This window comes from Achromobacter sp. CF-sbj1-Ac2-l, from assembly GCF_052698165.1.
This window is the reverse complement of record NZ_CP199855.1, coordinates 3,264,540-3,287,519: the sequence shown is the minus strand read 5'-3', so window position 1 is coordinate 3,287,519 and position 22,980 is coordinate 3,264,540. Positions and strand designations below refer to the sequence as shown.

Here is a 22,980-nt window from a genome sequence, read left to right as displayed (position 1 = left end):
CCAGGCCGAAGAGATCATGGGTGCGCAGGGCGGATATCCGGATGGCCGGATTCCGCCTGCCCCCCGCACTGTAGCGCAATGCGCGCGGGCGTTCCCGGCGCGGCGGGAACGCCCCGGTCTCGCGGCGTTGCCCTAGAAGCGCACGGCCAGCTTGAGCAGGCCCGACTGCTGGCGGTTGCCGCCGCCGAACTGCGCGTCGTAGGCGACGCCGGCGGTGGTGTTGCGGGCGAGCGCGATTTCGGCGCCCAGGCCGACCACCGCGGCATTCCTGGCGATCGGCACGCCGCGCACCGAGAACGTGCCGCCGCCGTCGAAGGCCAGTTGCTGGCTGGGCGTGACGTCGCCCATGGCGTGGCGCCAGCCCAGCGAGGCGGTCAGGCGGCCCGGCGCGCCGCTGGACTCGAACTGCCAGGCGCCGCGCACGCCCAGCGTGCTGCTGGTCACGTCGTCGGTGCGGCCCTTGCCGCGCAGGGCGGCCGATCCGCCCGATTCCTCGAAATCACGCGTGCGAAGCTGGTTCCAGGCCAGGCCGGCATAGGGTTCGATGCTGTAGGCATCGCTCAGCGGCAGGTGGTAGCCGAGTTCGCTGAAAAGCTGCGTCGACGAGGCGCGGTAGGACGACTCCAGGCGCTGGTTCAGGCTGCCGGCCGCGACGTCGCGCTTGGTGTTGATGTCGTGCCAGGTGTAGGCGGCGCCGGCCATGAAGCGCAGGTGGCCGGGACCGGCCTGGAAATTGCGGCCGCCGAAGATCGTGGCGGTGTAGCTGTCGACGTCGGTGCGCGAGGCGGAATCGGCCAGCGAGCTGTGGCTGCCGACGTAGCCGACCGCGCCGCCCAGGCGCCAGCCGCCGCCGACCGCGCCATCGCCGCCGACGAACAGGCCGCCGGACGATTGGCTGACGCTCGAGGCGTTGCCGTCGCCAGCGAAGGTGCTCCAGTTGCCGAAGGCCTGCGCCCAGACCGGCGAGGCGCCGCTTTGCGGCAGCGCGTCGGCCGACGGCGCGCCCAGTTGGGCGGTCGGCTGTCCGGCGCGCACCGGCGCGTCGAGGTTGCCGCGCAGGTGATCCAGCGGCAACGCGCGCACGCTGTCGGCCTGGCTCTGCAGCACGGTGGCGGTGCTGGCGTAGGCCTCGCCGGACAACTGCTTCAGGGCCGAACGCGCTTCATTGGGCGTCATCGTCAGCACGGCCGTGGTCACCTGGCGGGCGCCGGTGCCGGCGGCCGCAGTGCTGCCGCTGCCGACCACGGGCGAGCCGTTGCCGGGGGCCGTCGCGCCATTGCCGCCTGAGGTCGAACCGTTGCCGCTCGCGGGCGGATCTTCCTGGTCCAGCGCGCCGCCGACGCTGGCTTCGTTGCCGGTGCCGCCGATGCTGCCGATCGGCACGTCGTTGCGCGTGAGCGTCATGAAGGCATTCTTGGCGTCGTAGCTGAGCGTGGGCGTCAGGAAGGCGTAGGCGCTGGAGGCGCCGGTGAAGCGGCCCTGAATGCCGCCGTCGGCGGTGAGAATGTTGTAGGTGGTGCGCGGCGCATAGTTGCCGGCCGGGCCGACGTGCGCCACGGTGCCATCCAGCGTGGCGACGCCGGTGACGTGGATGCGGTCGCTGGCGCTGCTGGCCGGATCGGCGTGCACGCGATAGACGGTATCGGCGCCGAAGGCGAGGTTGCCGTTGACCGTCAACGTGCCGATGGGCGAGCCGTCGTTGCCCGGGGAGATCACGGCGGTGGGGTAGAGCGTGGTGGTGCCGACCTGGCCGACGCCCGCCAGCACGACCTCGCGGCCGATGTCCAGGGGGCCGTTCAGCTTGCCGTCGATCTCCAGGGCGCCGTCGGCGATCAGGATGGGGCCGCTCAGGCCGCTGCTGTCGGCCGTCAGGATCAGGGAGCCCGGGCCGGTCTTGACGAAGCCCTGGGTGCCTTGCAGCGGGTTGTGGATGGTGTCGACGAACTGGCCCGAGGCATAGGTGCCGTCGCCGACCACCAGGGCCGGCGGGTTGCCGCCGCTGCCCACCAGGGTGATGGGCGCGCCCTGCACGGTGTAGCGGTCGGTCGCGAACTGGATGCCCGACACGCGCACCGGGCCGGCGCCGCCATCGACCGTGACCGTGCCCGCCGCGCCGGTGAAGATGGCGTAGCCGCCGTCGGGCAGGGCGCCCGTGGCGTTGGTGGGGCTGTTCCAGTTGCCGCTGGCGGCGCTCCAGGTGCCATTGCCGCCGCCGGCGCGGGTGGCGGATGCCGCGCCGTTGCCGTTCCACAGATTGGTGGTGCTGGGGCCCAGGATCAGGTTGATCTGTTTGTCGCCGGTCAGCGACTGGATGGTCGCCGCGGGCTGCGAGTCGCCGGTCACGCTGCCCAGCGTCAGGCCGTTGCCGCTCAGGGTGCCGCCGTATGACAGGATGCGGTAGTAGCCGGCGTTGGTGCCCAGCGTGTTGACCGACACGTTCAACGTGGTGTTGTTCAGGGTGGCGTTGCCGGCGACCGTGATGTTGTCGCCGGTGCCGGGCTGCGTGATCGGCAGGCCCGCGTAGCCGGTCTCGAAGTCGAATACGGCGTTGTTCATCGACAGGTCGCCCCTGACGACGAGGTTGCCGTTGGATACGCCGGTGGGCGTGCCCACCGGGTAGCCGGGGGCGACGCGCGCGCCGTTCACGTCGAGGTTGCCGTTGATCGCGCCGAAGCCCGAGACGGTGCCGTTGGCGGCCGCGTTGACGTTGCCGGTGAGGGTGACGCCGGCGCCGCCGCCGTTGCCGCCGATCACCAGGGTGCCGCCGTTGACGTCAACGCCGCCGGGGAAGGCGGCCGAGCCGTCGAACACCTGCGTGCTGCCGGACGCCACCGTCAGGTCGGCCGCCATGGCGGCGCCGCAGCAGGTGGTGCTCAATGCGACCGTGGCCGTCAGCCACTTGTTCGTGCCGTATATCAAGACTGGAATCCTTTTTGTCTCGGCCCGAGGTCCCGATACCATACGCAATTGCCCACGGAAATCGTGTTTCCGGTGGCTGAAATACTTTGTATGGAATGGACGGGCCGGTGGAAAAAGGACGCAATTTATACCCGCTTTTTTGCAGATTAAAAAACTGCCTTAAAGATACCATCCAAGGCCGCGGTTTTCGGTCGTTTGGATACCAACCATTTGTTTTTATTGATGTTTTGGATACCGTCCGTCTTATCAATATGGCGGGAATTGATACATTCCATATTATCTGTCAGGCACGATAGATGCTGATTTTCTATTTTAAGAATCGGCGCGGTTTTTATTATTTATCCTGCTTATCGAGGCGCCGCGAAAAAACGTCAGGACGCGCGTTTTTTCGGCCATCGCGACGGCGCCTTCCCGGCTGCACGGCGCGCGATGGCAACGGCGGTCGCGCGTGGCGCGGCCGCCGGCGCGGCAACCCCTGCCGGCGGCCTCCAATGACAGCCCTGTCCGCCAGCCGCCCGCGGATTCAGCCGCTGCCTACGGATTCACCAGCACCGGCTTGTCGCGATACGCCGCCGGGAAGGTCTTGGCCAGGTTCTCCACCTTCGGCACGTCGTTCACCATGATGTACATGCTGTACGGGTGCCGCACCAGGTAGTCCTGGTGGTAGCCCTCGGCGGGGTAGAAGGCCTTGAGCGGTTCCACCGTGGTCGCCAGCGCCTTGGGGTACACACCGGATTTGTTCAACTGGGCGATGTAGGCCTCGGCCACCTTGCGCTGGTCGTCGTTGGCCGGGAACACCGTGGAGCGGTACTGGGTGCCGCTGTCCGGGCCCTGGCGGTTGAGCTGGGTCGGGTCGTGCGCCACCGAGAAATAGATCTGCAGCAGTTGGCCGTAGCTGACCTGCTTCGGGTCATAGGTGATTTCCACCGATTCGGCGTGGCCGGTGCGGCCGCCGCTGACGGTGTCGTAGTCGGCGGTGGCTGCCTGGCCGCCTGCGTAGCCGGAGACCGCCGATGAGACGCCCTTGACGTGCTGGAACACCGCCTGCACGCCCCAGAAGCAGCCGCCGGCGATCACGGCTTTTTCCTGGGCCGCGCCGGCCGCCGACGCGTCGAGCGCGGGCGGCGGAATGATGAAGGCGGTCTCGGCGGCGCCGGCCGTGCCGAGGGCGAACAGGGCGCCGGCGGCGACCAGCGCGGCCTGGCGGGCGCGGGAGAAGGGACGAAGGAACATGATGCGCAATCCTCGAAAAATGACGCCGGCCGCGATCAGGCCTGCGGGGTGAAGTTCATGGCCACGCCGTTCATGCAGTAGCGCAGTCCGGTCGGGCGCGGGCCGTCGTCGAAGACGTGGCCCAGGTGGCCGCCGCAATTGCCGCAATTGACGGCGGTGCGGGTCATGCCGAAGCTGCGGTCTTCCAGCGTGTCGACGGCGTGTTCCAGCGGCTGCCAGAAGCTGGGCCAGCCGGTGCCGCTGTCGAACTTGGTGGCCGACGAAAACAGCTTCTGGGCGCAGCCGGCGCAGGCGAAGGTGCCGGCGCGATGCTCGTCGTTGAGCGGGCTGGTGTAGGGCCGTTCGGTGCCCTCGCGGCGCAGCACGTCGTACTGCGCCTGGGTCAGCCTGGCGCGCCATTCGGCGTCGGTCAGGGTATAGGGGTAGGCGCGGGGCTGCGCGGCGCGCGCGGCGCGCCCGCCCAGCAGCGGCGCCAGGCCGGCGGCGGCCGCGAAGGCGCCGCCCGCGCCCAGGAAATGCCTGCGTGTCAGTCTCATGGGGGCTCCTCGGGAAAGCGGGCCCGCGCGCGGCGCGGCCGGGGCGGCGCACGCGGGACGGTTGGCGGGCGGGCTTACTTGCCCATGCTGTCCTTGCTCATGGAGCCGCCCTTGGACATGCCGTCCTTGGACATCCCTTCCTTCGACATGCCATCCTTGGCCATGCCGTCCTTCTTCATGCCGTCGTGCGACATGCCGTCCTTGGACATGGAGTTCTTCGACATGCCGTCCTTGGACATGCCGTCCTTGGACATGCCGTCCTTCGCCATGCCATCCTTGGCCATGCCATCCTTCGACATGCCGCTCTTGGCCATGCCATCCTTCGACATGCCGCTCTTGGCCATGCCGTCCTTCGACATGCCGTCCTTGGACATGCTGTCGGCCGCGTGCGCGGCGACCGCGCCAAAAGCCAGGCACAGCGAGAATGCGGCGGTGGTGAGTGTCTTCATGATGCGTTCCTCTGGTGTGTCGTGGTGGGAAAAAAAGTGAAAACCACCTAGCTGCCGCCGAACCAGTTGTAGCCCTGGTCCTCCCAGTAACCGCCCGGGTAGGTGTTGGTGACGAAAATCGCCTGGATGTGCTTGGGGTTCTTGTAGCCAAGCTTGGTGGGCATCCGCAGCTTCATCGGGAAGCCGTACTCCGGCGGCAGGGTCTTGCCGTCGTAGGTCAGCGCCAGGATCGTCTGCGGATGCAACGCGGTCGGCATGTCGATGCTGGTGTAGTAGTCATCGGCACACTTGAATCCCACATATTTCGCGGTCAGGTCGGCGCCCACGCGCTTCAGGAAGGTCGAGAACGGCACGCCGCCCCATTTGCCGATGGCGCTCCAGCCCTCGACGCAGATGTGGCGCGTGACCTGGTCGATCTGCGCCATGGCGCGCAGCTCTTCCAGCCGCCAGCGGCGCTTGTCCGCCACCATGCCGGTGACTTCCAGCCGGAAGCTCTCTTCCTCGACCTGCCGCACCTCGTCGATGCCGTAATAGGCATTGAACGGGAACGGGCGGGTGATCATCGATTCCGGGTAGGTGGGGGCCAGCTTGTTCGGATCGAAGATCCAGCCTTGCACCCGGTCGTTGAAGCGCGACACCGCGCTCAGCGCCTTTTCCACGTTCTCATCGTCGGACAGCGTGCAGCCGGACAGCATCGCCAGCCCGCCCAGCGTCAGGCTGCTGCGCAGGAAGGCGCGGCGCGAGGGCGCCTCGACCCGCTTGTCCAGGATCTTCACGGCTTCCTTCAGGATCGCCGGGCCATCCAGGCCCAGCAGCGACAGGCGTCGTTTTGCGCTCACGTCAGGCTCCTTATTTGCCGCGGATCATGGCGATCAGGCTGCGCGGCACGAGCGCCACCATGACCAGGTGGACCGCCACGAACGCCACCAGCAGCGCCATGGCGAAGAAATGGATACGGCGCGCGAATTCATAGCCGCCCAGCAGCGTGCGCAGCGTGTCGAACTGCACCGACTTCCACAGCACCAGGCCGGACAGGACCAGCACCGTGATATCCGCGATGACGAACAGGTAGGCCAGCCGCTGCACCTGGTTATAGTGGCGCGGGTCGGCATGCGACAGCTTGCCGCGCAGGGCGGCGGCCAGGTCGCGGGCGACGCCGCGCGGGCCGACCGGGAAGAACTTGCGCCACAGGCGGCCGGTGGTCAGGTTCAGCCCCAGGTAGAGCAGGCCGTTGACCAGCAGCAGCCACATGCCGGCGAAGTGCCATTGCAGCGCGCCGCCCAGCCAGCCGCCCAGGGTGGCGCCGTTGGGAAAGGTGAAGTCGAAGAACGGCGCGGCGTTGTAAATGCGCCAGCCGCTGGTCACCATGATGACCACGGCCAGCGCATTGAGCCAATGCATGATGCGCAGCCAGCCGGGATGGACCGGGCCGCGGCTGTCGGCCGCCGGGGCGGCGGGGGCGTCTGGGGTGGCGGGCGTGGCCATCATGGCGGGGCTCCTCGGGGAGGCGGTTGTTGTCGTTGGAGCCATTCTTCCCCGGGCCCGATATCGAAGTCCTCACGCAAACTTAAAATAAATGTGATAACTCGCCGGCCATGGATTGGCGACAATAGCGCTGCCGGGGGCGGATCGCCCGCGCCCGGCGTTGCCGGCCGCTGGCGGTCGGCTCACCCTGATTTCCACCCCTGACCGAGCCCCTATGGATACGCCCCGCCGCGTCCTGATCGTCGAAGACGACGCCCACATCGCCGAATTGCTGCGCCTGCACCTGCGTGACGAGGGGTACGCGGTCGAGCACGCGGCCGACGGCAACGAAGGCATGCGCCGGCTGGAGGAGGGCGGCTGGGACGCCCTGGTGCTGGACCTGATGCTGCCCGGCATCGACGGCCTGGAGATCTGCAAGCGCGCCCGCGCCATGACGCGCTACACCCCCATCATCATCACCAGCGCCCGCTCCAGCGAGGTGCACCGCATCCTCGGCCTGGAACTGGGCGCCGACGACTACCTGGCCAAGCCGTTCTCGATGCTGGAACTGGTGGCGCGGGTGCGCGCGCTGCTGCGCCGCACCGAGGCGCTGGAGCGCAATGCCCGCATCGACGCCGGCAGCCTGCGCCAGCACGGCGTGGCCATCGACCCCATTGCCCGCACCGCCTCGGTCGACGAGCGCCGGCTGGAACTGACGCCGCGTGAATTCGACCTGCTGCATTTCTTCGCCCGCAATCCCGACAAGGTGTTCTCGCGGCTGGACCTGCTGAACCAGGTCTGGGGCTACCAGCACGAAGGCTATGAGCACACCGTCAACACCCACATCAACCGGCTGCGCACCAAGATCGAGGCCGATCCGTCCAATCCGCAACGCATCCTCACGGTCTGGGGCCGCGGCTACAAGTTCGCGGCCGCGCCCGGCGCGCCGGCGGAGTCAGCATCATGAAGCGCCTGACCCTGACCCAGCGCCTGTCGGCCGTGTTCGCGCTGCTGCTGCTGGCGTGCTGCGGCGCGTCGGCCTGGCTGCAGATCTCGGCCCATGCGCGTTACGAGCAGGAAGTGGTGCAGCGCCTGTCCAGCGGACTGGCGCAGCATATCGCCGGCACCAATGAACTGATGGACGCCAACGGCTGGAAGCCGGACGCGGTGCGTTCGCTGTTCTCGATGCTGATGATGGTGAATCCCGCGGTCGAGGTCTACCTGCTGGACAACGACGGACGCATCGTCGGCGATGCCGCGCCGCCCGGGCAGATCAAGCGCGACCGGATCGACCTGGCGCCGGTGCGGCGTTTCCTGGCGGGCGGGGCGCTGCCGATCGAAGGCGACGATCCGCGCCACCTGGATACGGCCAAGGTATTTTCGGCCGCGCCGGTGCGGGTGGCGGGGCGCGACGAGGGCTATGTCTATGTGGTGTTGCAGGGCCAGGCGCATGACGCGCTGGCGATGGCTGCGTCGCGCAGCGCGGTGCTGCGCACCACCCTGTGGTCGATTGCGCTGGTGGCCTTGTTGGGCCTGGTGGCGGGCCTGGCGGCGTTCGGCCTGATCACGCGGCCGCTGCGCGGGCTGACGCGCGCGGTGCGGGCCTTTGGCGACGACGACGGCCGCGCGTTGGCGGCGCTGGAAAAGCCCGCCGACGCCACTGATGCGGGCGGCGACGAGATCTCGCTGCTGCGCCGCAGCTTCGTGCAGATGGGCCGCCGCATCTCCGAGCAATGGCGCCAGTTGACGCAACAGGACCAGCAGCGGCGCGACCTGGTGGCGAACATTTCGCACGATCTGCGCACGCCGCTGACCTCGCTGCACGGCTACCTGGAGACCCTGCGGTTGAAGGACGAGACGCTGGACGCGGCCGAGCGCCGCCGTTACCTGGACATCGCCCTGGCGCAGAGCCGCAAGGTCGGCCGGCTGGCGCAGGAACTGTTCGAGCTGGCGCGGCTGGAATCCGGGCTGGTGCGGCTGGAACCCGAGACCTTCTCGCTGCCCGAGCTGGCGCAGGACGTGATCCAGAAATTCGAATTGGCCGCCGAGGCGCGCCAGCAGCGGCTGACCACGGCGATTGACCAGGAACTGCCGCCGGTGCGCGCCGACCTGGGCATGATCGAGCGGGTGCTCACCAATCTGCTGGACAACGCCATCCGCCATACGGCGCCGGGCGGATGCATCGAGCTACGCCTGCGGCAGGCGCGCGACGGCGTGCAGGTGCGGGTCAGCGACAATGGCGCCGGCATTCCCGACGCCTTGCGCGCCGGCCTGTTCACCCGCGCCTCGGTGCTGGCGGACGGCCCGCGCGATGGCGGCGGGCTGGGGCTGGTGATCGTGCACCGCATCCTGAAGCTGCATCACAGCGATATCCGGCTGGTGCAACGGCCGGAGCCGGGCGCGGTGTTCGAGTTCGACCTGCCGGCGGCGCGCTGACGCGGCGTCAGCCGCCCGCGCGCCGCCGTAGCCTGGCGCTGGCGTGCCGTCAGGCCGCCGTCGGCATCCTGCCGTTGAGCAGGTAGTCCATCAGCTCGCGCACGCTGCGCATGGCGTCGCCGAACGGCAGCTTCGACGCGCCGCGGAAGAACAGGCCGCGGCTGACTTCGCCGCGCATGGCGGCGGCCAGCTTCAGGTCGATGCAGAACTGGCCGAAGCGCGCGATGCCGTCGCGCAGGCCGCACTGCGTCAGGCAGTCCATGCGCTGGCTGCAACGGCGCGCGTCGCAGCGGGTGCTCTCCTGCAGGGTCTTTTCCTGGCGCAGGTAGCGCGTCAGCCACGGCGTCGGCACGGCGCGCGCCGGCAGGCCGGCCACGCTGGTGAATTCGGCCAGCTTGTCGGGGTCGGCTTCCATCAGCACGCGCTTGAAGTTCTCGTGGGCGTCGCCTTCTTCGGTCACGGCGAAAGCCGTGCCCACCTGCACGCCGTCGGCGCCGTGGCCGAGCCAGTGGCGCACCTGCTCGTGGCTGCCGACGCCGCCGGCCACGATCAGGCGCGGGGCGTCGCGGCCCAGTTGCAGGTCCTGGAACAACTGGCGGCATTCGGCCAGCACGCGCTTGAAGTCGAAGCGTTCGTCGTGGATGTCGTCCAGGCGCGCGGCGCCCAGGTGGCCGCCGGCGTAGCCGGGGTGTTCGATGACCACGGCGTCGGCCATGCGGCCTTTCTTCATCCACTTTTTCAGTACGGCGGCCACGCCGCGCGCTTCCGACAGGATGGGGACCAGCGCCACCTTGGGGTAGTCGGCGGTCATGTCGGGCAGGTCCAGCGGCAGGCCGGCGCCCATGACGATGGCCTGGGCGCCGCTTTCGCAGGCCTGGCGCACCAGGGCGGGATGGTCGCGCACCGCCTTCATGACGTTGACGGCCACCACGCCGCGACCCTGCGCGGTGTCGAGCGCGGCGCGCACTTCGCGGTCCAGCGCGACGCGGTTGGCGCTGTCGATCTGTTCACGGTCGCGGCAGTCCTCGGTCTGCTCGATCAGATCGGGATGGTGATGGCGCAAGTCCACACTGGCGATGGTGCCGACCGCGTTCTGGCTGGCGACCGCGCCGGCCAGGCGATGGGCGGATACGCCGACGCCCATGCCGCCCTGGACGATGGGCAGCAATTCGCGTCCGGCGAGAGTGAGGGATTTGAACCACGTCATGAAATGGGAGCCTTTATTGGGAACAGTGGCTCCGAGGCTAGAGCAATGCATGACGCGCCGCCTTGCGCGGGATCAAGCGGGCGGGTGAAAGCGGGGAGAGGGAACGCGGCAGGGGCGTGGCCCGGCCGGGCAGACAAAAAAGGGGCGGAGCCGGCGGGCTCCGCCCTTGGCCAATGGTGGCCTTACGCCACCAGCTTGACCAGCGCCGGCACCGTCAGCACGGCGGTGTAGTAGCCCATGAACTGCACGCCGGTGTTAAAGCCGAAGAGGCGCGACAGCAGGCCGCCGAACAGGCCCATGGTCAGGATCACCAGCAGGCCCAGGAACTGGCCTTCCCACACGCTGATCACGATGATCAGGCCGACGAAGGTGGCGATGATGGCCTCGTGGCTGACCTTGCGCGACACGAACAGCGCGGCGCGGCGGGCGAAGTTCATGGCGAACGGATACGACACGATCGCCGCCAGCAGCACCGCCAGCATGCCGTAGCCCAGGAACTCCCAGTGGTTCAGCAGGTTGTGCAGGTTGTGCGTTTGGCCGCTGGCCGCGTCCACCGTGAAGCGCGGCGGCGCGTTGAACAGCGGCGCGGCCGGCCCGGCGGCCACCGGGCTGAGCGGCAGGCCGAAAGCGATCAGCGGGATCAGGGCCTCGGCGATGTAGGTCGCCTCGGTGACGCCGTTGCGCGCGCTCAGCACCGTGGTCAGGCGGTGATAGGCATGCTTGACGCGCGAGCCCACCAGTTCGCCCAGCACCACCGTCATCGCCACCGGGCTGAACACGAAGGTGGCGCTGGAGATGGTGGCGGTGGCCAGGGTCCAGCGGGTCTGGATGCGGTCCATCACCTTGAGCGGGTTGGGGAAGTAGCCCGACCAGCCCTTGACGTCCGGCGCCAGCGAGAACGTGCGCACCTTGTCGCGCATCATTTTGGCGCGGCCCTGCGGCGCGATCACGGTGAACAGGTCCGCGATCAGCGGGCCGATGGCGATGCCCAGGAAGTAGCTGATGCTGAGCTTGACGCCGTATTTGGCGGTCAGGCTCTGCAGCGCCACGATCACCACCACGAACGGCACCAGCAGCGCCACCGCGGCCCAGCGGCCGGCCGAGAAATAGGCGATCAGCACCGCCGCGGCCAGGAAGATCCACGGCGCCGACTTGGTGATGGCGCCGCCGAACGGCGCCAGCAGCACGGCGAACAGCACCGCCAGCGGCACCGCCACGAAAGCGGCGACGATGGCGCCCGACACCATCTTGCGCAGCGCGATGTGCGGCACGCCGAGCTTGCGCAGCATGTTGGCGTCCTGCAGCAGCGGCGTGGCGAGCGTGTCGCCGGGGATGCCCAGTAGCGCCGTCGGCACCGCGTGGGTCATGTGCTTGGCCACCGCGCCGGCCAGGAAGAAGGTGAAGACGCCGGCGGGCGGCACGCCCAGCAGCACCACCAGCAGCGTCAGCGGCGCCAGCGTGGTGGTCTCGTCGGTGCCGGACACCAGGCCGATGGCGGCGAACACCACCGCGCCCAGGAGGCCCATGCCGGCGGCCACCATGATCTGTTCAAGCAACACGGGATCGCTCATGCCGGCACCTCTTCACGCACGTTGCGCGGCTGGGCCTGCGGCGCCTGCGCCGCGGCGGGCGCGGCGAACAGCTCGTACAGGTCCAGTTCCTTCAGTTCCTTGACCACCGCCGGTGGCAGGTCCGCCAGCGTGCCCAGGCCGCCCGGTTGCGCGGCCAGTTCGGCCAGCACCTCGGCGCGCCAGGCCGGATCGTGCGAGGCGCTGTGCTCGACCACTTCGCGCTTGGGCGGGAACAGGCGGGCGCAGATCACGCCCGCCAGCACGCAGCCGGCCAGGCCGGCCAGCATGGCGTAGGCGTGCGCCAGCTCGGGCGAGGCGACCTTGTCGCGCAGCCAGCCGCTGGCGGCGTAGAAGCCCGCCACGCTGACGGCGATGCCGATGGCGATGGCCCACGCCAGGTGGCGCAGGTCGACCGTGTCGTTCCATACTTCGGCCAGGCGTCCGGCGGACGCCTTGCTGTCTCTTTCCATGTCTGTCTCCTTGATGGACGGGCGGCGCGGGAGGTTCCCGGCGCCGCCTCTGTTCTTGTGCGGCCGGCGTGCGTGCGCCGGCCGTGCCGCGCCGTCAGGCCGGTTTCCGCAGTTCCTCCAGCAGCGCCAGCGCGCGGTCGGCGCGCACGTCCTTTTCTTCGGCCATGCGTTTGGCCAATTGGTCGACCTCGGCGCCCACCGCGCCCACGGTCAGCGCGATGTTGCGCGCGTGCAGCGCCATGTGGCCGCGCTGGATGCCTTCGGTGGCCAGCGCCCGCAGCGCGCCCAGGTTCTGCGCCAGGCCCACGGCCACGGCGATCTCGCCCAGCTCCTGGGCCGAGCGCACCGCCATGATCTTGAGCGCCAGCCGCGCCAGCGGATGGGTCTTGGTGGCGCCGCCCACCAGGCCCACCGGCATCGGCATTTCCAGCGTGCCGACCAGGGCGCCGCTGGCGTCCTTTTCCCAATGGGTCAGCGAGGTGTAGCGGCCGTCGCGGCAGGCGTAGGCATGGGCGCCGGCCTCGACCGCGCGCCAGTCGTTGCCGGTGGCGACGATGACCGGGTCGATGCCGTTCATGATGCCCTTGTTGTGGGTGGCGGCGCGGTACGGGTCGGTGGCGGCGAATACGTAGGCGTCCAGCACGCCCTCGATGATCTCGGCGCCGCTGCGGTCCTTGGTGTCGAGGGTCTGCGGCGCCAGGCGCACGCGGGCCCGCGACAGGCGCAGGTCGGCCAGGTTCGACAGGATGCGCAGCCGCACCGTGCCACCGGTGATCTCCTCGACCAGCGGCGCCACGGCCTCGGCCATGGTGTTGACGGTGTTGGCGCCCATGGCGTCGCGCACGTCGACGATCAGGTGCAGCACCAGCATCGGGCCGCGCGGCGTGTCGGCGAACACGTGCGCCTCGATGTCCTGGCAGCCGCCGCCCAGGCCGATCAGCACCTGGTCGCGGCTGTTGGCCAGCTTGACGATGCGCTCGCGCTCGCGCAGCAGGGCAACGCGCGCGCCGTGCGGATCGGTCAGGCCCAGCACCTGCACCTGGGCGCGCATCAGCGGCCGGGTGCTGGAGGTCTCGAAGCCGCCGTTCTCGCGCGCCAGCTTGGCCATGAACGAGGCCGCGGCCACCACCGACGGTTCTTCCACCGCCATCGGCACCAGCACGTCGCGGCCATTGACCTGGAAGTTGCCGGCCACGCCCAGCGGCAGCTCGAAGGCGCCGATGACGTTCTCGATCATGCCGTCGGCGCGCTCCAGGCCGAGCGCGCCCGGTTCGGCCAGTTGCTGGCGTTCCTCGGGCGTCAGGCCGGCCGCGTCGGCGATGGCGGCGAGGCGTTGGGCGGGGGGGAGGGCGCGGAAGTTGGGCAGGCGAGAATCGGCCACCATGGCATGTGTCTCCATCTGGAAATCTAGGAATTGGGTGACCGGATTCTAGGTAAACTGTACCGGCATTCAGAGGTACAGTTTGGACGAACAGTACCATCGCACTGCACCAATTTTCGACTTTTCCCCGCTGGAAACCACGCCGTGGACGCCGACAATTCCCCGGGCCGCGCCCCGCGCGCCGCGCCCATCGCCGAAAGCCTGGCGCGCCTGATCGGGCGCCAGATCGCCGAGGGCGTCTACCGCCCGGGCGATAAATTGCCGTCGCTGCGCGAGCTGGCGCAATTGCATCGCTACGCCAAGAACACCGTGGTGGTGGCGTTCGAGATGCTGGTGGCGCGCGGGCTGGTGGAGCCGCGTCGCGGCTCGGGCTTCTACGTGCTCGACACCGGGCCGGCGCGGCGCGCCGCCGATGAAGAGCCGGGGCAGTTGAGCCGCGCCATGGACATCGTCTGGCTGATGCGCGAACAGCTCAAGACGCAGCCCGACGCCATTGCCGCCGGCGACGGTTTCCCGCCGGTGGAATGGCTGGCCGATATGCGCATGGACCGCTATCACCAGAAGGTCGTGCGCACCGGCCTGGGCACGCTGTTCCGCTATGGCAGCCGCTTTGGCTACGCGCCGCTGCGCGAGAGCCTGGTGCGCAAGCTGGGCGACGTCGGCATCAGCGCGGCGCCGTCGCAGCTGGTGCTGACGCAAGGCGCCAACGAGGCGATGGACCTGGTGATCCGCTACTTCCTGCCGCCGGGTGCGGCGGCGCTGGTGGACGATCCGGGCTACTACCCGCTGTTCGGCAAGCTCAAGCTGGCCGGCGTGCGCATGCTGGGCGTGCCGCGCCTGTCGGACGGCCCGGATCTGGCGGCGCTGGAGGCCTTGTTGCAGCGCGAGAAGCCGCGCCTGTTTTTCACGCAGTCGCTGGCGCACAATCCCACCGGTTCCGACATTTCGCCGGCCAAGGCCTACAAGCTGCTGCAACTGGCCGAGCGCCACAACCTGATCGTGGTCGAGAACGATCCGCTGGCCGACTTCAAGCCGACCTCGGCGGTGCGGCTGTCGGCGCTGGACCAGCTGGAGCGCACGGTCTACATCGGCAGTTTCTCGAAGTCGTTCTCGGCGGCGCTGCGGGTCGGCTTCATCGCCTGCGGCGCGGGCCTGGCCAGCGACCTGGCGGACCTGAAGGCGCTGGTGCACGTCAGCAGTTCGGAATACTGCGAGCGCATGGTCGACGTGATGCTGCGCGACGGCCACTACGAGCGCCACCTGGTGCGCCTGCGCCAGCGGCTGGAAGCGGCCACCGGCGACGCGCTGCGGGTGCTGGATTCGCTGGGCGCGACGGTCTACACGCGGCCCACCCGCTCGCTCTATCTGTGGGCGGCGTTTCCCGGCATCGACAATTCGCTGGCGCTGGCCGAGGACCTGATGCCGGAGAAGGTCATCATGGCGCCGGGCCGCGTGTTCAGCGTCGATCCGACGGCGGCCTCGCCCTGGTCGCGCTGCAATGTGGGCGCGGTGGCGTCGCCGCGCTTTCACGCCGCGCTGGCGGCGCGCCTGGGGCGCGGCGGCGCTCAGCGGTAGCTGAATTCCTCGAACCAGCCGCGCAGCAGGGCCTGCGCCTGCGCGCCCAGCAGCCGCGCCGGCGGGGTGCTGGGGCAATTGCGCGCGCCCTGCACCGCGAAGCGCTTGACGCCGCGCCGCGCCAGTTCGCGCGCCAGGCCCAGCAGCCGGGTCTCATCGAGCCAGTCGGGATGCCAGGTGATGCGGCATTCGAAATCCACGCCGGCGGTCAGCAACTGCGTCAGGCAGGCCTGCGCCGGACGATGCGAGTCGCGGCGGCCGGTGATGTCGTCATAGCCCTGCGCGTCGGCCTTGATGTCCAGGCCGACCCAGTCCAGGTAGCGCAGCACGTCGGCCAGCCGTAGCGGATAGATGCCGGCGGTGTGCAGGCCGATGCGGTATCCCATGCGCCGCGCCTCGCGGATCATCGACGGCAGGCGCGGCTCGCTGAGCGGCTCGCCGCCCGAGAACACCACGCCGTCCAGCAGGCCCTGGCGGTTGTCGAGGAAGGCGCGCACGTCGCGCCAGTCGTAGCGCGCGTTGCGTGTCTGCAATTCGGGGTTGTGGCAGTAGTGGCAGCGCCAGGGACAGCCGGCGATGAAGACGACGGCGGCCAGCGTGCCCGGCCAGTCCACGGTGGAGAAGGGCGTCAGGCCGCCCACCGCCGGCGAATGGCGCGGCAGCGGCTGGGCCGCCGGCCGGGGCGGCGCGGCGTGGGCCAGGCGCGGCGGGTGGCGGGCGGGGGCGGCCTTGCGGCCGCCGGCCGCTTCAGGCACGTTGTTCGACGAAGAAGCGGCGTTCATTGAATTCGCCTTGTTTGCCGGTGTTGAAGGAAGACACGGGGCGGTGATAGCCCATGACGCGGGTCCAGACTTCGCAGCGCACGCGCTGGCTGTCGTCCAGATGCGCGGCCTGCGGGGCGATGGCTTGCGGGGTGATCACGGTTTGCATGAGGGCTCCTGGGGAAAGGGCCGGGCGCGGATCGCCCGGGGGAAATAAAAGCGATGGACGCCGCGGTCAGGCCGGCGCGCAGCAAGACGCCTGCTTGGCCAGCAGTTCGGCGTCGCACTTGGGGCAGAACTCGTGGTGCCCGGCCAGATAGCCGTGGTTCGGGCAGATCGAGAACGTCGGCGTGACGGTGATGTACGGCAGGCGGAAGTTCGACAGCGCGCGCCGCACCAGTTCCTTGCAGGCGCTGGCCGACGACACGGCCTCGTTCATGTACAGGTGCAGCACGGTGCCGCCGGTGTACTTGCCCTGCAGCGCTTCCTGCAGCGCCAGCGCCTCGAACGGATCGTCGGTGTGGCCCACCGGCAGTTGGCTGGAGTTGGTGTAGTAGGGCTGCGCCTCGGTGCCCGCCTGCAGGATGCCGGGATAGCGCTTGCGATCCTCGCGAGCGAAGCGGTAGGTGGTGCCTTCGGCCGGCGTGGCCTCCAGGTTGTAGAGGTGGCCGGTCTCTTCCTGGAACTCGGTCATGCGCGCCCGCACCCGGTCCAGCAGCCGCACCGCCAGCGCGTGGCCGGCCGGCGTGGTGACGTCGTCGGCGTCGTCGCTGAAGTTGCGGATCATCTCGTTGATGCCGTTCACGCCAAGCGTGCTGAAGTGGTTGCGCAGCGTGCCGAGGTAGCGCCGGGTGTACGGATACAGGCCCTGGTCGATATAGCGCTGCACCACCTTGCGCTTGGTCTCCAGCACGTCGCGCCCGAGGCCCAGCAGGTGGTCCAGGCGCGCCATCAGCGCCGCCTCGTCGCCGCGGCAGGTATGGCCCAGGCGGGCGCAATTGATCGTCACCACGCCCACCGAGCCGGTCTGCTCGGCCGAGCCGAACAGGCCGTTGCCGCGCTTGAGCAGCTCGCGCAGGTCCAGTTGCAGGCGGCAGCACATGGAGCGCACCATGTGCGGCTCCAGGTCGGAATTGAGGAAGTTCTGGAAGTACGGCAGGCCGTAGCGCGCGGTCATCTCGAACAGGCGCTCGGTGTTGGGATGGTCCCAGTCGAAGTCGGGCGTGATGTTGTAGGTGGGAATCGGGAAGGTGAACACGCGCCCCTTGGCGTCGCCGGCCATCATCACCTCGATGTAGGCGCGGTTGATCATGTCCATCTCGGCCTGCAGGTCGCCATAGGCGAACGGCATTTCCTCGCCGCCGACGTAGGGGATCTGTTCGCGCAGGTCGGCCGGGCAGGTCCAGTCGAAGGTCAGGTTGGTGAACGGCGTCTGCGTGCCCCAGCGGCTCGGCACGTTCAGGTTGTAGATCAGCTCCTGCATGCTTTGCTTGACCTCGGCGTAGGTCATCGCATCGCGCCGGATGAAGGGCGCCATGTAGGTGTCGAACGAACTGAAGGCCTGCGCGCCGGCCCATTCGTTCTGCAGCGTGCCCAGGAAGTTGACGATCTGGCCGATGGCCGCCGACATGTGGCGCGGCGGCGTGGCCTCGATCTTGCCGGGGATGCCGTTGAAGCCCTCGGTCAGCAACTGGCGCAGCGACCAGCCGGCGCAATAGCCGCTGAGCATGTCCAGGTCGTGGATGTGGATGTCGCCGTCGCGGTGGGCCTGGCCGGCCTCGGGCGTGAAGACGTTGGACAGCCAGTAGTTGGCGGTGACCTTGCCGGCCACGTTCAGGATCAGCCCGCCCAGGCTGTAGCCCTGGTTGGCGTTGGCGTTGACGCGCCAGTCGCGCTGTTCCAGGTATTCCTCCATGGCGCTTTCCACGTCCACCAGGGTGTGGCGCAGCGCGCGCAGGCGGGCGTGCTGTTCGCGGTAGACGATGTAGGCGCGGGCGGTGCGCCAGTAGCCGGCCTTGACCAGCGTTTCCTCGACCTGGTTCTGGATGGTCTCCACGCCGGGGCAGACGTTGCCCTCGGCGGCCAGCGCCTCGATCACCGCGCCGGTCAGCGCCTGGGCCACGTCGGCGTCCAGTTCTCCGGTGCCGCGGCCGGCGGCGGCGATGGCCGCCGCGATCTTGGCGCGGTCGAATGCGACGAGCCGGCCGTCGCGCTTGAGGATGTGTTGGAGTTGCATCGCTGACACCATATGTTGTGGGGTGGAAAAACTCTACCACCACCTATGGTGTCAAAGACCGAGTCGCCGAGGCGTTTGTCAGGCCGGCTTGATGCCGGTCAAACGGCCCCGGCCGGGCCGGGGCGGGCGCAATGCGGCCCTAGAAGCCGAAGCCGACCCCGGCGATCGAGATGACCACCGCCAGCGCCGCGGTGCGCATCGCCGGGCGCGGCGACCACGACAGCATGCCGACCCACAGCAGGGCGCCGGCCGACAGCCAGCCGAGCCAGGCCACCACGCCTACGGTGTTGCCCCACAGGCCGACGCAGGGCAGCAGCGCCAGCAGCAACAGCAGGATGCCGGCGGCGCGCAGCACGCGCGAATGGCCGGCGGACGGATCGCGGCCCCAGACCTGGTCATAGTGGCGCGGCATCGCCAGGCTCAGGCAGGCCATGCCGGAATAGGTCAGCAGCAGCGCCATGGCGATGCCGTATGCGTCGTTCAGATTCATGCCGTGGCTTCCTGGGGCGGGCGGGCGTTGCGCGGCGGCGGCGCCGACAACGGTTTCTTGCGCAATCGTAGCGCGGCCCAGCCGGCCGCCAGGCCGGTGGCCACGGCCGTCAGTTCGACGCCGGCGCTTTCCCAGTCGCCACGCGCGATCTGCGCCAGCGGATGGTCGCCGATCGTCGCCAGCGACAGCAGCGGCAGCAGCAGGCACAGCGCCGACAGCGTGGCCAATTGTCCGATCCACGCGCGCCGCGGCGCGCACAGCCAGGCGTGGGCCAGCGTCAGCGCCCAGACGATGAAGAAAGCGCGCAGCTCCCAGCCGGCGCGCTGCGGCAGCGCCACCGGCAGCAGGCGGTTGGCCCACAGGTAGGCGACGCAGGCGATCGCCAGGCCGGCCAGCGCGGCCACGTTCAGGCCTTCGATCAGGCGGTAGACGCGCGCGGTGGCGGCGCCGAACTCGTTGCCCATCTTGTTGCGGCGCTTGACCATGAACAGCACCGCGCCCGTGCCCATCATCGCGGCTCCGGCCAGGCCGCACAGGAAATACAGCCATTTCATGGCCAGGCCGCCGAACTTGACCATGTGCAGGTCGGCCATCACCTGGCGCGTGAGCGGCGCGGCGCCGCCTTCGACCCCGCCGGGCGCGCGCACGCGCAGCAGTTCGCCGCTGGCGGCGGAGAATTCGGCCATGCCGGTGGTGGTGCTGATGAGGACCTGCTGGTCGGCGGCCTCGTTCCAGCCATAGACCGCGATCCGCATCGAGCCGTCTTCGGGGTTGTTGATGACGACGGCGCGGGCGGTCTGCCCGATCAGTTGTTCGGCGCGGGCCACCAGCGGTTCCAGCGGCGGCACCGCCAGCGCGGCGCCGGTCGGCGTCGGCCGGTCTTCGCGGGAGAGTTCGGCCAGGTACTGGCGCGCGGCCTCGGCGCCGCCGCCATAGGCCGCCGTGATCGGCGCGGGCATCAGCGTCAGGGCCGAGATCACGATGCCGGTGTAGGCGATCATGAACTGGAACGGCAGCGTCAGCACCGCCGTGGCGTTGTGCGCGTCCAGCCACGAGCGCTGGCCTTTTTTCGCGCGGAAGGTGAAGAAGTCCTTGAAGATGCGCTTGTGCGTCACCACGCCCGAGATCATCGCCACCAGCATCGCCATGGCCGCGAAGGCCACGATCCAGACGCCCAGCGGCTGGGCATGCAGGTTGTAGTGGAAGTCGACGAAGTGACTGCCGCCGAGCGTGGCGCGGCCGGCCGCGTGGTGCGCTTGCTCTGGCAGTTCCTGGCCGGTCTCGGGATCGAGTTCGGCGTCGGCGTATTCGCCGTTCTGGTCCAACCAGTACGCCACCAGGCCGTTGTCGTGAAAGCGGTCGACCGGCCAGATCTCCCACATGCCGGCGCCGGGGTGATGCCGCGCCATGTACCGCACCGCCAGGTCGAGCCGGCGCGCGCGATCCACCTTGACGGGCTCGCGCGCCGCCGCCTCGGCCTCGGCCGCGTGATGCTCGGGCGTCATCCAATGGGTGATGGGTTCGGCGAATACCGCCAGGGTGCCGGTCAGGAAGGCGGCGAACAGCAGCCAGGAAAACCACAGGCCGACCCAGGTGTGGAGCCAGGCCATGGAAAGACGGAAAGTGGGTTTCAGAACGCGCCTCGTTATTTTTCGACGCGGCCGCGGACCGCCGTCCTTTATTGAGAATGGTTCTGATTCTAGTCGAAATGGGGCCAGAGTAGGACGAAATCCCTACGCGCTGGCCCCGCGGCGCAACGCGGGGCGCCCGCCGGCCTCAATCCAGTTTGATGTTGGCGCGCCGGCCCACTTCGCCGAAGGTCTGCAACTCTTGCCGCATGCGCGCCGTGAAGGCCGCGCCGTCCAGGTAGACCGGTTCCAGCGCCAGATCCGTGACGGCGCGTTGCACCTGCGGATCGGCCATGATCCCGGCCACCGCGCGGTTCAGCGTGTCCAGCACGGGCTGCGGCGTGCGGGCCGGCGCCACCAGGCCGTACCAGCCCACCATCGACACGCCCGGCAGGCCGCTTTCGATGAAGGTCGGCACGTCCGGCAGTTGTGGCACGCGGTGTTCGCCGGTGACGGCCAGCGCGCGCACCTTGCCGGCCTTGACCTGCGGCGCGGCCGACGACACCGTGTCCACGCCCAGCGCGATCTCGCCGCCGATCAGGGCGGTGATGAACTGCGCGCTGCCCTTGTAGGGCACCGGCGTCATTTTGGCGCCGGCGGCCTCGGCGAACATTTCGCCCACCAGGTGCGGCGCCGATCCCGGGCCGAAGGTGCCATACATCAGGCCGCCGCTGGCGGTCTTGTCGCGCGCCAGCTCGGCGGCCTGTTGCGCGGTCTTGGCCGGCACGCTGTTCTGCGCCAGCAGCACCACCGGCGCCAGGGCCACGATGGCGATGTGCTCGAAGCTGCGGCGCGGATCGTACGGCAGGTCGCGCTTGAGCGCCGGCAGCACGGTGTAGGTGGTGCTGCCCGACAGCATCAACGTGTAGCCGTCGGGCTGCGCCTGCGCCACGGCGTTGGCGCCGATGACGGTTGACGCGCCGGGCCGGTTCTCGACGATCACGGCCTGGCCCAGCTTGCCCGACAGGCGGTTGGCCAGCAGGCGGGCCACCGCGTCGGTGGCGCCGCCGGGCGTGAACGGCACCACCAGCTTGATGGCCTGTTCGGGATAGGCGGCGTGGGCGGCGGGCGCGCCCACGGCGGCTTGGAGGGCAAGGGCCGAAAGGCAGGCCAGCGCGGCGGCGCGGATTCTGGCGATCATGGTCGGGTCCGGTCAGGGTTGGGCAATGGTAACGGGATTGCGGGCGGCCTGGCGCAACGCGGCGCCCTGGTCGCCCAGGTCCCAGAACAGGCCGGCCATGATGGCCAGGCCCTCGCGCGCCACGCTGCCCAGCAGATGTTCGTTGGGGGCGTGCTGGGCGCAGGCGGGGTAGGAATGCGGCACCCACAGCGTGGGCAGGCCGAGCAGGTCGGCGAAGATGTCGTTGGGCAGCGAACCGCCCAGGTTGGGCAGCAGCGCCGGCCGCAGGCCCGTGCTGCGCTCGATCGAGGCGGCGGCCCAGCGCGCCCACGGGTTGTCGGGCGACAGCCGGGTGGCGCCGGCCTGCATGCCGACGCGCACCTGCACGTCGCCGAAGCCGGCCTCATCGAGGTGGGCGCGCACGTGGCGTTCCAGCGCCTTCCAGTCGGTGCCGACCACGAAGCGCAACTGGCACCAGGCCGAGGCGGCCGGCGGAATGGCATTGACCGGCTTGGCCGGATCGCCGGCGCCGAAGGTCAGCACGTCCAGGCTGTTCCAGCCGAACACCTGCTCCGCGGGTGACAGCCCCGGTTCGCCCCAGTCATTGTCGATCGCGGGATCGTCGGGGCCGCCGCCGACCTCCAGGTCGGCCAGCGCCGCGGCCACCGCGGCCGGGATGGGGGGCGGGCGCAGGCCCGGCACCTGGATGCGGCCGCGCGCGTCCACCAGCGTGGCGATGGCGTGCGACAGGATGATGGCGGGGTTGGCCAGCAGGCCGCCCCAGTTGCCCGAGTGATAGCCGCGCTCGCGGGCGCGCAGCGACAGTTCGAAGTTGACCGCGCCGCGCGAGCCCATGAACAGCGTGGGGCGGGCAGCGGCCAGGCGCGGGCCGTCGCTGGCGATGAAGACGTCGGCGGCGAGAGTCTCGCGCTGCGCCTCGCAGAACGCCGCCAGGCCCGGCGAGCCGGCTTCCTCGCCGGTCTCGATCAGCCAGGTGGCGTTGAATCCCAGCCTGCCGTCGCGCGCCCGCAGGACTTCGCGCAGCGCCGCCAGGTTGATGGTGTGCTGGCCCTTGTTGTCGGCGGTGCCGCGGCCGTACCAGCGGTCGCCCTCGACCCGCAGGCGCCAGGGATCGCGGCCGGCGTCCCATTTGGCCGCGTTGCCGCGCACCACGTCGCCGTGGCCGTACAGCAGCACGGTGGGCAGCGCCGTGGACTCGATGCGCCGCGCCACCAGGATCGGCAGATCGACCCCGGCCGGGTTGGGATGGACGCGACAGGCAAAGCCGAGTTGTTCCAGGCCCGGCGCCAGCTCGTCGCTCAGGTAGGCGTGCTGGTCAGGGGCCTGGCTCGGTTCCTCGCTTTCGGTCTGGAAGGCGACGCGGCGGGCCAGGTCGGCCTGCAAGGTGCCATCGTCATAGGCGCCGGTGGCGTGGGCTAGGGCTTGTTCGCGGGTCACTGCGGTCTCGGGGGAAGCGGCGGAGGCACAAAGTTATTACGCTTAT

19 protein-coding genes and 2 pseudogenes are annotated in these 22,980 nt (G+C 69.6%); 4 read left to right on the top strand and 17 right to left on the bottom strand.

Annotation, left to right across the window (positions count from 1 at the left end; genetic code table 11):
- Nucleotides 1-132 precede the first annotated feature (132 nt).
- The 3 genes from ACUDCK_RS14995 to msrB all read right to left on the bottom strand — a co-directional run bounded on the left by ACUDCK_RS14995 (nt 133) and on the right by msrB (nt 4,688).
- Complete coding sequence (locus ACUDCK_RS14995; protein ID WP_175167995.1) at nt 133-2,919, bottom strand: autotransporter family protein; 2,787 nt, start codon at nt 2,917-2,919, stop codon at nt 133-135.
- 534 nt (nt 2,920-3,453) lie between these two features.
- A complete protein-coding gene (gene msrA, locus ACUDCK_RS14990) occupies nt 3,454-4,152 on the bottom strand; it encodes a peptide-methionine (S)-S-oxide reductase MsrA (protein WP_175167994.1) in 699 nt (232 codons plus the stop codon).
- A 35-nt stretch (nt 4,153-4,187) separates the two neighbouring features.
- Nucleotides 4,188-4,688 (bottom strand): peptide-methionine (R)-S-oxide reductase MsrB, encoded by a 501-nt coding sequence (gene msrB / locus ACUDCK_RS14985; RefSeq protein WP_116792642.1) that lies wholly within the window; start codon nt 4,686-4,688, stop codon nt 4,188-4,190.
- Here msrB and ACUDCK_RS14980 point away from each other — a divergent pair.
- Nucleotides 4,676-5,023: pseudogene (locus ACUDCK_RS14980) on the top strand (pentapeptide repeat-containing protein); the annotation flags it as partial. The gene msrB and the pseudogene ACUDCK_RS14980 overlap by 13 nt on opposite strands.
- Here the strand turns inward: ACUDCK_RS14980 and ACUDCK_RS14975 are convergent.
- The 3 genes and pseudogenes from ACUDCK_RS14975 to ACUDCK_RS14965 all read right to left on the bottom strand — a co-directional run.
- Nucleotides 4,970-5,137, bottom strand: a pseudogene (locus tag ACUDCK_RS14975) (pentapeptide MXKDX repeat protein); the annotation flags it as partial. The pseudogenes ACUDCK_RS14980 and ACUDCK_RS14975 overlap by 54 nt on opposite strands.
- 47 nt (nt 5,138-5,184) lie before the next feature.
- On the bottom strand, nt 5,185-5,976 hold the full coding sequence (locus ACUDCK_RS14970; protein WP_064523105.1) for a molybdopterin-dependent oxidoreductase: 792 nt from the start codon (nt 5,974-5,976) through the stop codon (nt 5,185-5,187).
- 10 nt (nt 5,977-5,986) lie between these two features.
- A complete protein-coding gene (locus tag ACUDCK_RS14965) occupies nt 5,987-6,625 on the bottom strand; it encodes a cytochrome b/b6 domain-containing protein (RefSeq protein WP_175143813.1) in 639 nt (212 codons plus the stop codon).
- A gap of 211 nt (nt 6,626-6,836) precedes the next feature.
- On the opposite strand from ACUDCK_RS14965, the gene ACUDCK_RS14960 reads away from it, so the two are divergent.
- Both ACUDCK_RS14960 and ACUDCK_RS14955 read left to right on the top strand, forming a co-directional pair.
- On the top strand, nt 6,837-7,568 hold the full coding sequence (locus ACUDCK_RS14960) for a response regulator transcription factor (RefSeq protein WP_049074082.1): 732 nt from the start codon (nt 6,837-6,839) through the stop codon (nt 7,566-7,568).
- On the top strand, nt 7,565-9,037 hold the full coding sequence (locus ACUDCK_RS14955) for a sensor histidine kinase (RefSeq protein ID WP_445659236.1): 1,473 nt from the start codon (nt 7,565-7,567) through the stop codon (nt 9,035-9,037). The genes ACUDCK_RS14960 and ACUDCK_RS14955 overlap by 4 nt, the downstream gene beginning before the upstream one ends.
- A 49-nt stretch (nt 9,038-9,086) precedes the next feature.
- On the opposite strand, the gene ACUDCK_RS14950 is transcribed toward ACUDCK_RS14955, so the two are convergent.
- From ACUDCK_RS14950 to ACUDCK_RS14935, 4 genes are all read right to left on the bottom strand, one after another.
- Nucleotides 9,087-10,244 (bottom strand): NAD(P)H-dependent flavin oxidoreductase, encoded by a 1,158-nt coding sequence (locus ACUDCK_RS14950; RefSeq protein WP_054504273.1) that lies wholly within the window; start codon nt 10,242-10,244, stop codon nt 9,087-9,089.
- 182 nt (nt 10,245-10,426) lie between these two features.
- On the bottom strand, nt 10,427-11,815 hold the full coding sequence (locus ACUDCK_RS14945) for a tripartite tricarboxylate transporter permease (protein ID WP_020927869.1): 1,389 nt from the start codon (nt 11,813-11,815) through the stop codon (nt 10,427-10,429).
- A complete protein-coding gene (locus ACUDCK_RS14940) occupies nt 11,812-12,285 on the bottom strand; it encodes a hypothetical protein (protein ID WP_049074074.1) in 474 nt (157 codons plus the stop codon). The genes ACUDCK_RS14945 and ACUDCK_RS14940 overlap by 4 nt, the downstream gene beginning before the upstream one ends.
- A 94-nt stretch (nt 12,286-12,379) precedes the next feature.
- Nucleotides 12,380-13,669, bottom strand: coding sequence for a hydroxymethylglutaryl-CoA reductase, degradative (locus ACUDCK_RS14935; RefSeq protein ID WP_175167991.1), 1,290 nt, complete (start codon nt 13,667-13,669; stop codon nt 12,380-12,382).
- 141 nt (nt 13,670-13,810) lie between these two features.
- Here ACUDCK_RS14935 and ACUDCK_RS14930 point away from each other — a divergent pair, with 141 nt between their 5' ends.
- Nucleotides 13,811-15,241, top strand: coding sequence for an aminotransferase-like domain-containing protein (locus ACUDCK_RS14930; RefSeq protein ID WP_175167990.1), 1,431 nt, complete (start codon nt 13,811-13,813; stop codon nt 15,239-15,241).
- Here the strand turns inward: ACUDCK_RS14930 and ACUDCK_RS14925 are convergent.
- From ACUDCK_RS14925 to ACUDCK_RS14895, 7 genes are all read right to left on the bottom strand, one after another.
- Complete coding sequence (locus tag ACUDCK_RS14925; protein WP_175167989.1) at nt 15,232-16,023, bottom strand: anaerobic ribonucleoside-triphosphate reductase activating protein; 792 nt, start codon at nt 16,021-16,023, stop codon at nt 15,232-15,234. The genes ACUDCK_RS14930 and ACUDCK_RS14925 overlap by 10 nt on opposite strands.
- Nucleotides 15,989-16,171 (bottom strand): anaerobic ribonucleoside-triphosphate reductase, encoded by a 183-nt coding sequence (nrdD, locus tag ACUDCK_RS14920; protein ID WP_049074065.1) that lies wholly within the window; start codon nt 16,169-16,171, stop codon nt 15,989-15,991. Before nrdD ends, ACUDCK_RS14925 begins: the two co-directional genes overlap by 35 nt.
- A gap of 66 nt (nt 16,172-16,237) precedes the next feature.
- The gene (locus ACUDCK_RS14915) at nt 16,238-18,238 is read right to left on the bottom strand and encodes a ribonucleoside triphosphate reductase (RefSeq protein ID WP_175167988.1); all 2,001 of its coding nucleotides are present in this window, start codon (nt 18,236-18,238) and stop codon (nt 16,238-16,240) included.
- A gap of 139 nt (nt 18,239-18,377) precedes the next feature.
- Complete coding sequence (locus tag ACUDCK_RS14910) at nt 18,378-18,728, bottom strand: DUF3325 domain-containing protein (protein WP_049074062.1); 351 nt, start codon at nt 18,726-18,728, stop codon at nt 18,378-18,380.
- A complete protein-coding gene (locus ACUDCK_RS14905; RefSeq protein ID WP_175167987.1) occupies nt 18,725-20,338 on the bottom strand; it encodes a PepSY-associated TM helix domain-containing protein in 1,614 nt (537 codons plus the stop codon). The genes ACUDCK_RS14910 and ACUDCK_RS14905 overlap by 4 nt, the downstream gene beginning before the upstream one ends.
- A 166-nt stretch (nt 20,339-20,504) precedes the next feature.
- Nucleotides 20,505-21,497 carry a Bug family tripartite tricarboxylate transporter substrate binding protein gene (locus ACUDCK_RS14900; protein WP_175167986.1) on the bottom strand — a complete coding sequence of 331 codons (993 nt, stop codon included), beginning with the start codon at nt 21,495-21,497 and terminating at the stop codon, nt 20,505-20,507.
- A gap of 12 nt (nt 21,498-21,509) precedes the next feature.
- Nucleotides 21,510-22,934 carry a M20 family metallopeptidase gene (locus ACUDCK_RS14895; RefSeq protein ID WP_175167985.1) on the bottom strand — a complete coding sequence of 475 codons (1,425 nt, stop codon included), beginning with the start codon at nt 22,932-22,934 and terminating at the stop codon, nt 21,510-21,512.
- Between the last annotated feature and the right edge of the window lie 46 nt (nt 22,935-22,980).

What these genes read in the sequence shown, in the direction of transcription:
- msrA (WP_175167994.1), bottom strand. Translation starts at nt 4,152, where the DNA reads ATGTTCCTTCGTCCCTTCTCCCGCGCCCGCCAGGCCGCGCTGGTCGCC.
- msrB (WP_116792642.1), bottom strand. Translation starts at nt 4,688, where the DNA reads ATGAGACTGACACGCAGGCATTTCCTGGGCGCGGGCGGCGCCTTCGCG.
- ACUDCK_RS14965 (WP_175143813.1), bottom strand. Translation starts at nt 6,625, where the DNA reads ATGATGGCCACGCCCGCCACCCCAGACGCCCCCGCCGCCCCGGCGGCC.
- ACUDCK_RS14960 (WP_049074082.1), top strand. Translation starts at nt 6,837, where the DNA reads ATGGATACGCCCCGCCGCGTCCTGATCGTCGAAGACGACGCCCACATC.
- ACUDCK_RS14955 (WP_445659236.1), top strand. Translation starts at nt 7,565, where the DNA reads ATGAAGCGCCTGACCCTGACCCAGCGCCTGTCGGCCGTGTTCGCGCTG.
- ACUDCK_RS14950 (WP_054504273.1), bottom strand. Translation starts at nt 10,244, where the DNA reads ATGACGTGGTTCAAATCCCTCACTCTCGCCGGACGCGAATTGCTGCCC.
- ACUDCK_RS14945 (WP_020927869.1), bottom strand. Translation starts at nt 11,815, where the DNA reads ATGAGCGATCCCGTGTTGCTTGAACAGATCATGGTGGCCGCCGGCATG.
- ACUDCK_RS14940 (WP_049074074.1), bottom strand. Translation starts at nt 12,285, where the DNA reads ATGGAAAGAGACAGCAAGGCGTCCGCCGGACGCCTGGCCGAAGTATGG.
- ACUDCK_RS14935 (WP_175167991.1), bottom strand. Translation starts at nt 13,669, where the DNA reads ATGGTGGCCGATTCTCGCCTGCCCAACTTCCGCGCCCTCCCCCCCGCC.
- ACUDCK_RS14925 (WP_175167989.1), bottom strand. Translation starts at nt 16,023, where the DNA reads ATGAACGCCGCTTCTTCGTCGAACAACGTGCCTGAAGCGGCCGGCGGC.
- nrdD (WP_049074065.1), bottom strand. Translation starts at nt 16,171, where the DNA reads ATGCAAACCGTGATCACCCCGCAAGCCATCGCCCCGCAGGCCGCGCAT.
- ACUDCK_RS14915 (WP_175167988.1), bottom strand. Translation starts at nt 18,238, where the DNA reads ATGCAACTCCAACACATCCTCAAGCGCGACGGCCGGCTCGTCGCATTC.
- ACUDCK_RS14910 (WP_049074062.1), bottom strand. Translation starts at nt 18,728, where the DNA reads ATGAATCTGAACGACGCATACGGCATCGCCATGGCGCTGCTGCTGACC.
- ACUDCK_RS14905 (WP_175167987.1), bottom strand. Translation starts at nt 20,338, where the DNA reads ATGGCCTGGCTCCACACCTGGGTCGGCCTGTGGTTTTCCTGGCTGCTG.
- ACUDCK_RS14900 (WP_175167986.1), bottom strand. Translation starts at nt 21,497, where the DNA reads ATGATCGCCAGAATCCGCGCCGCCGCGCTGGCCTGCCTTTCGGCCCTT.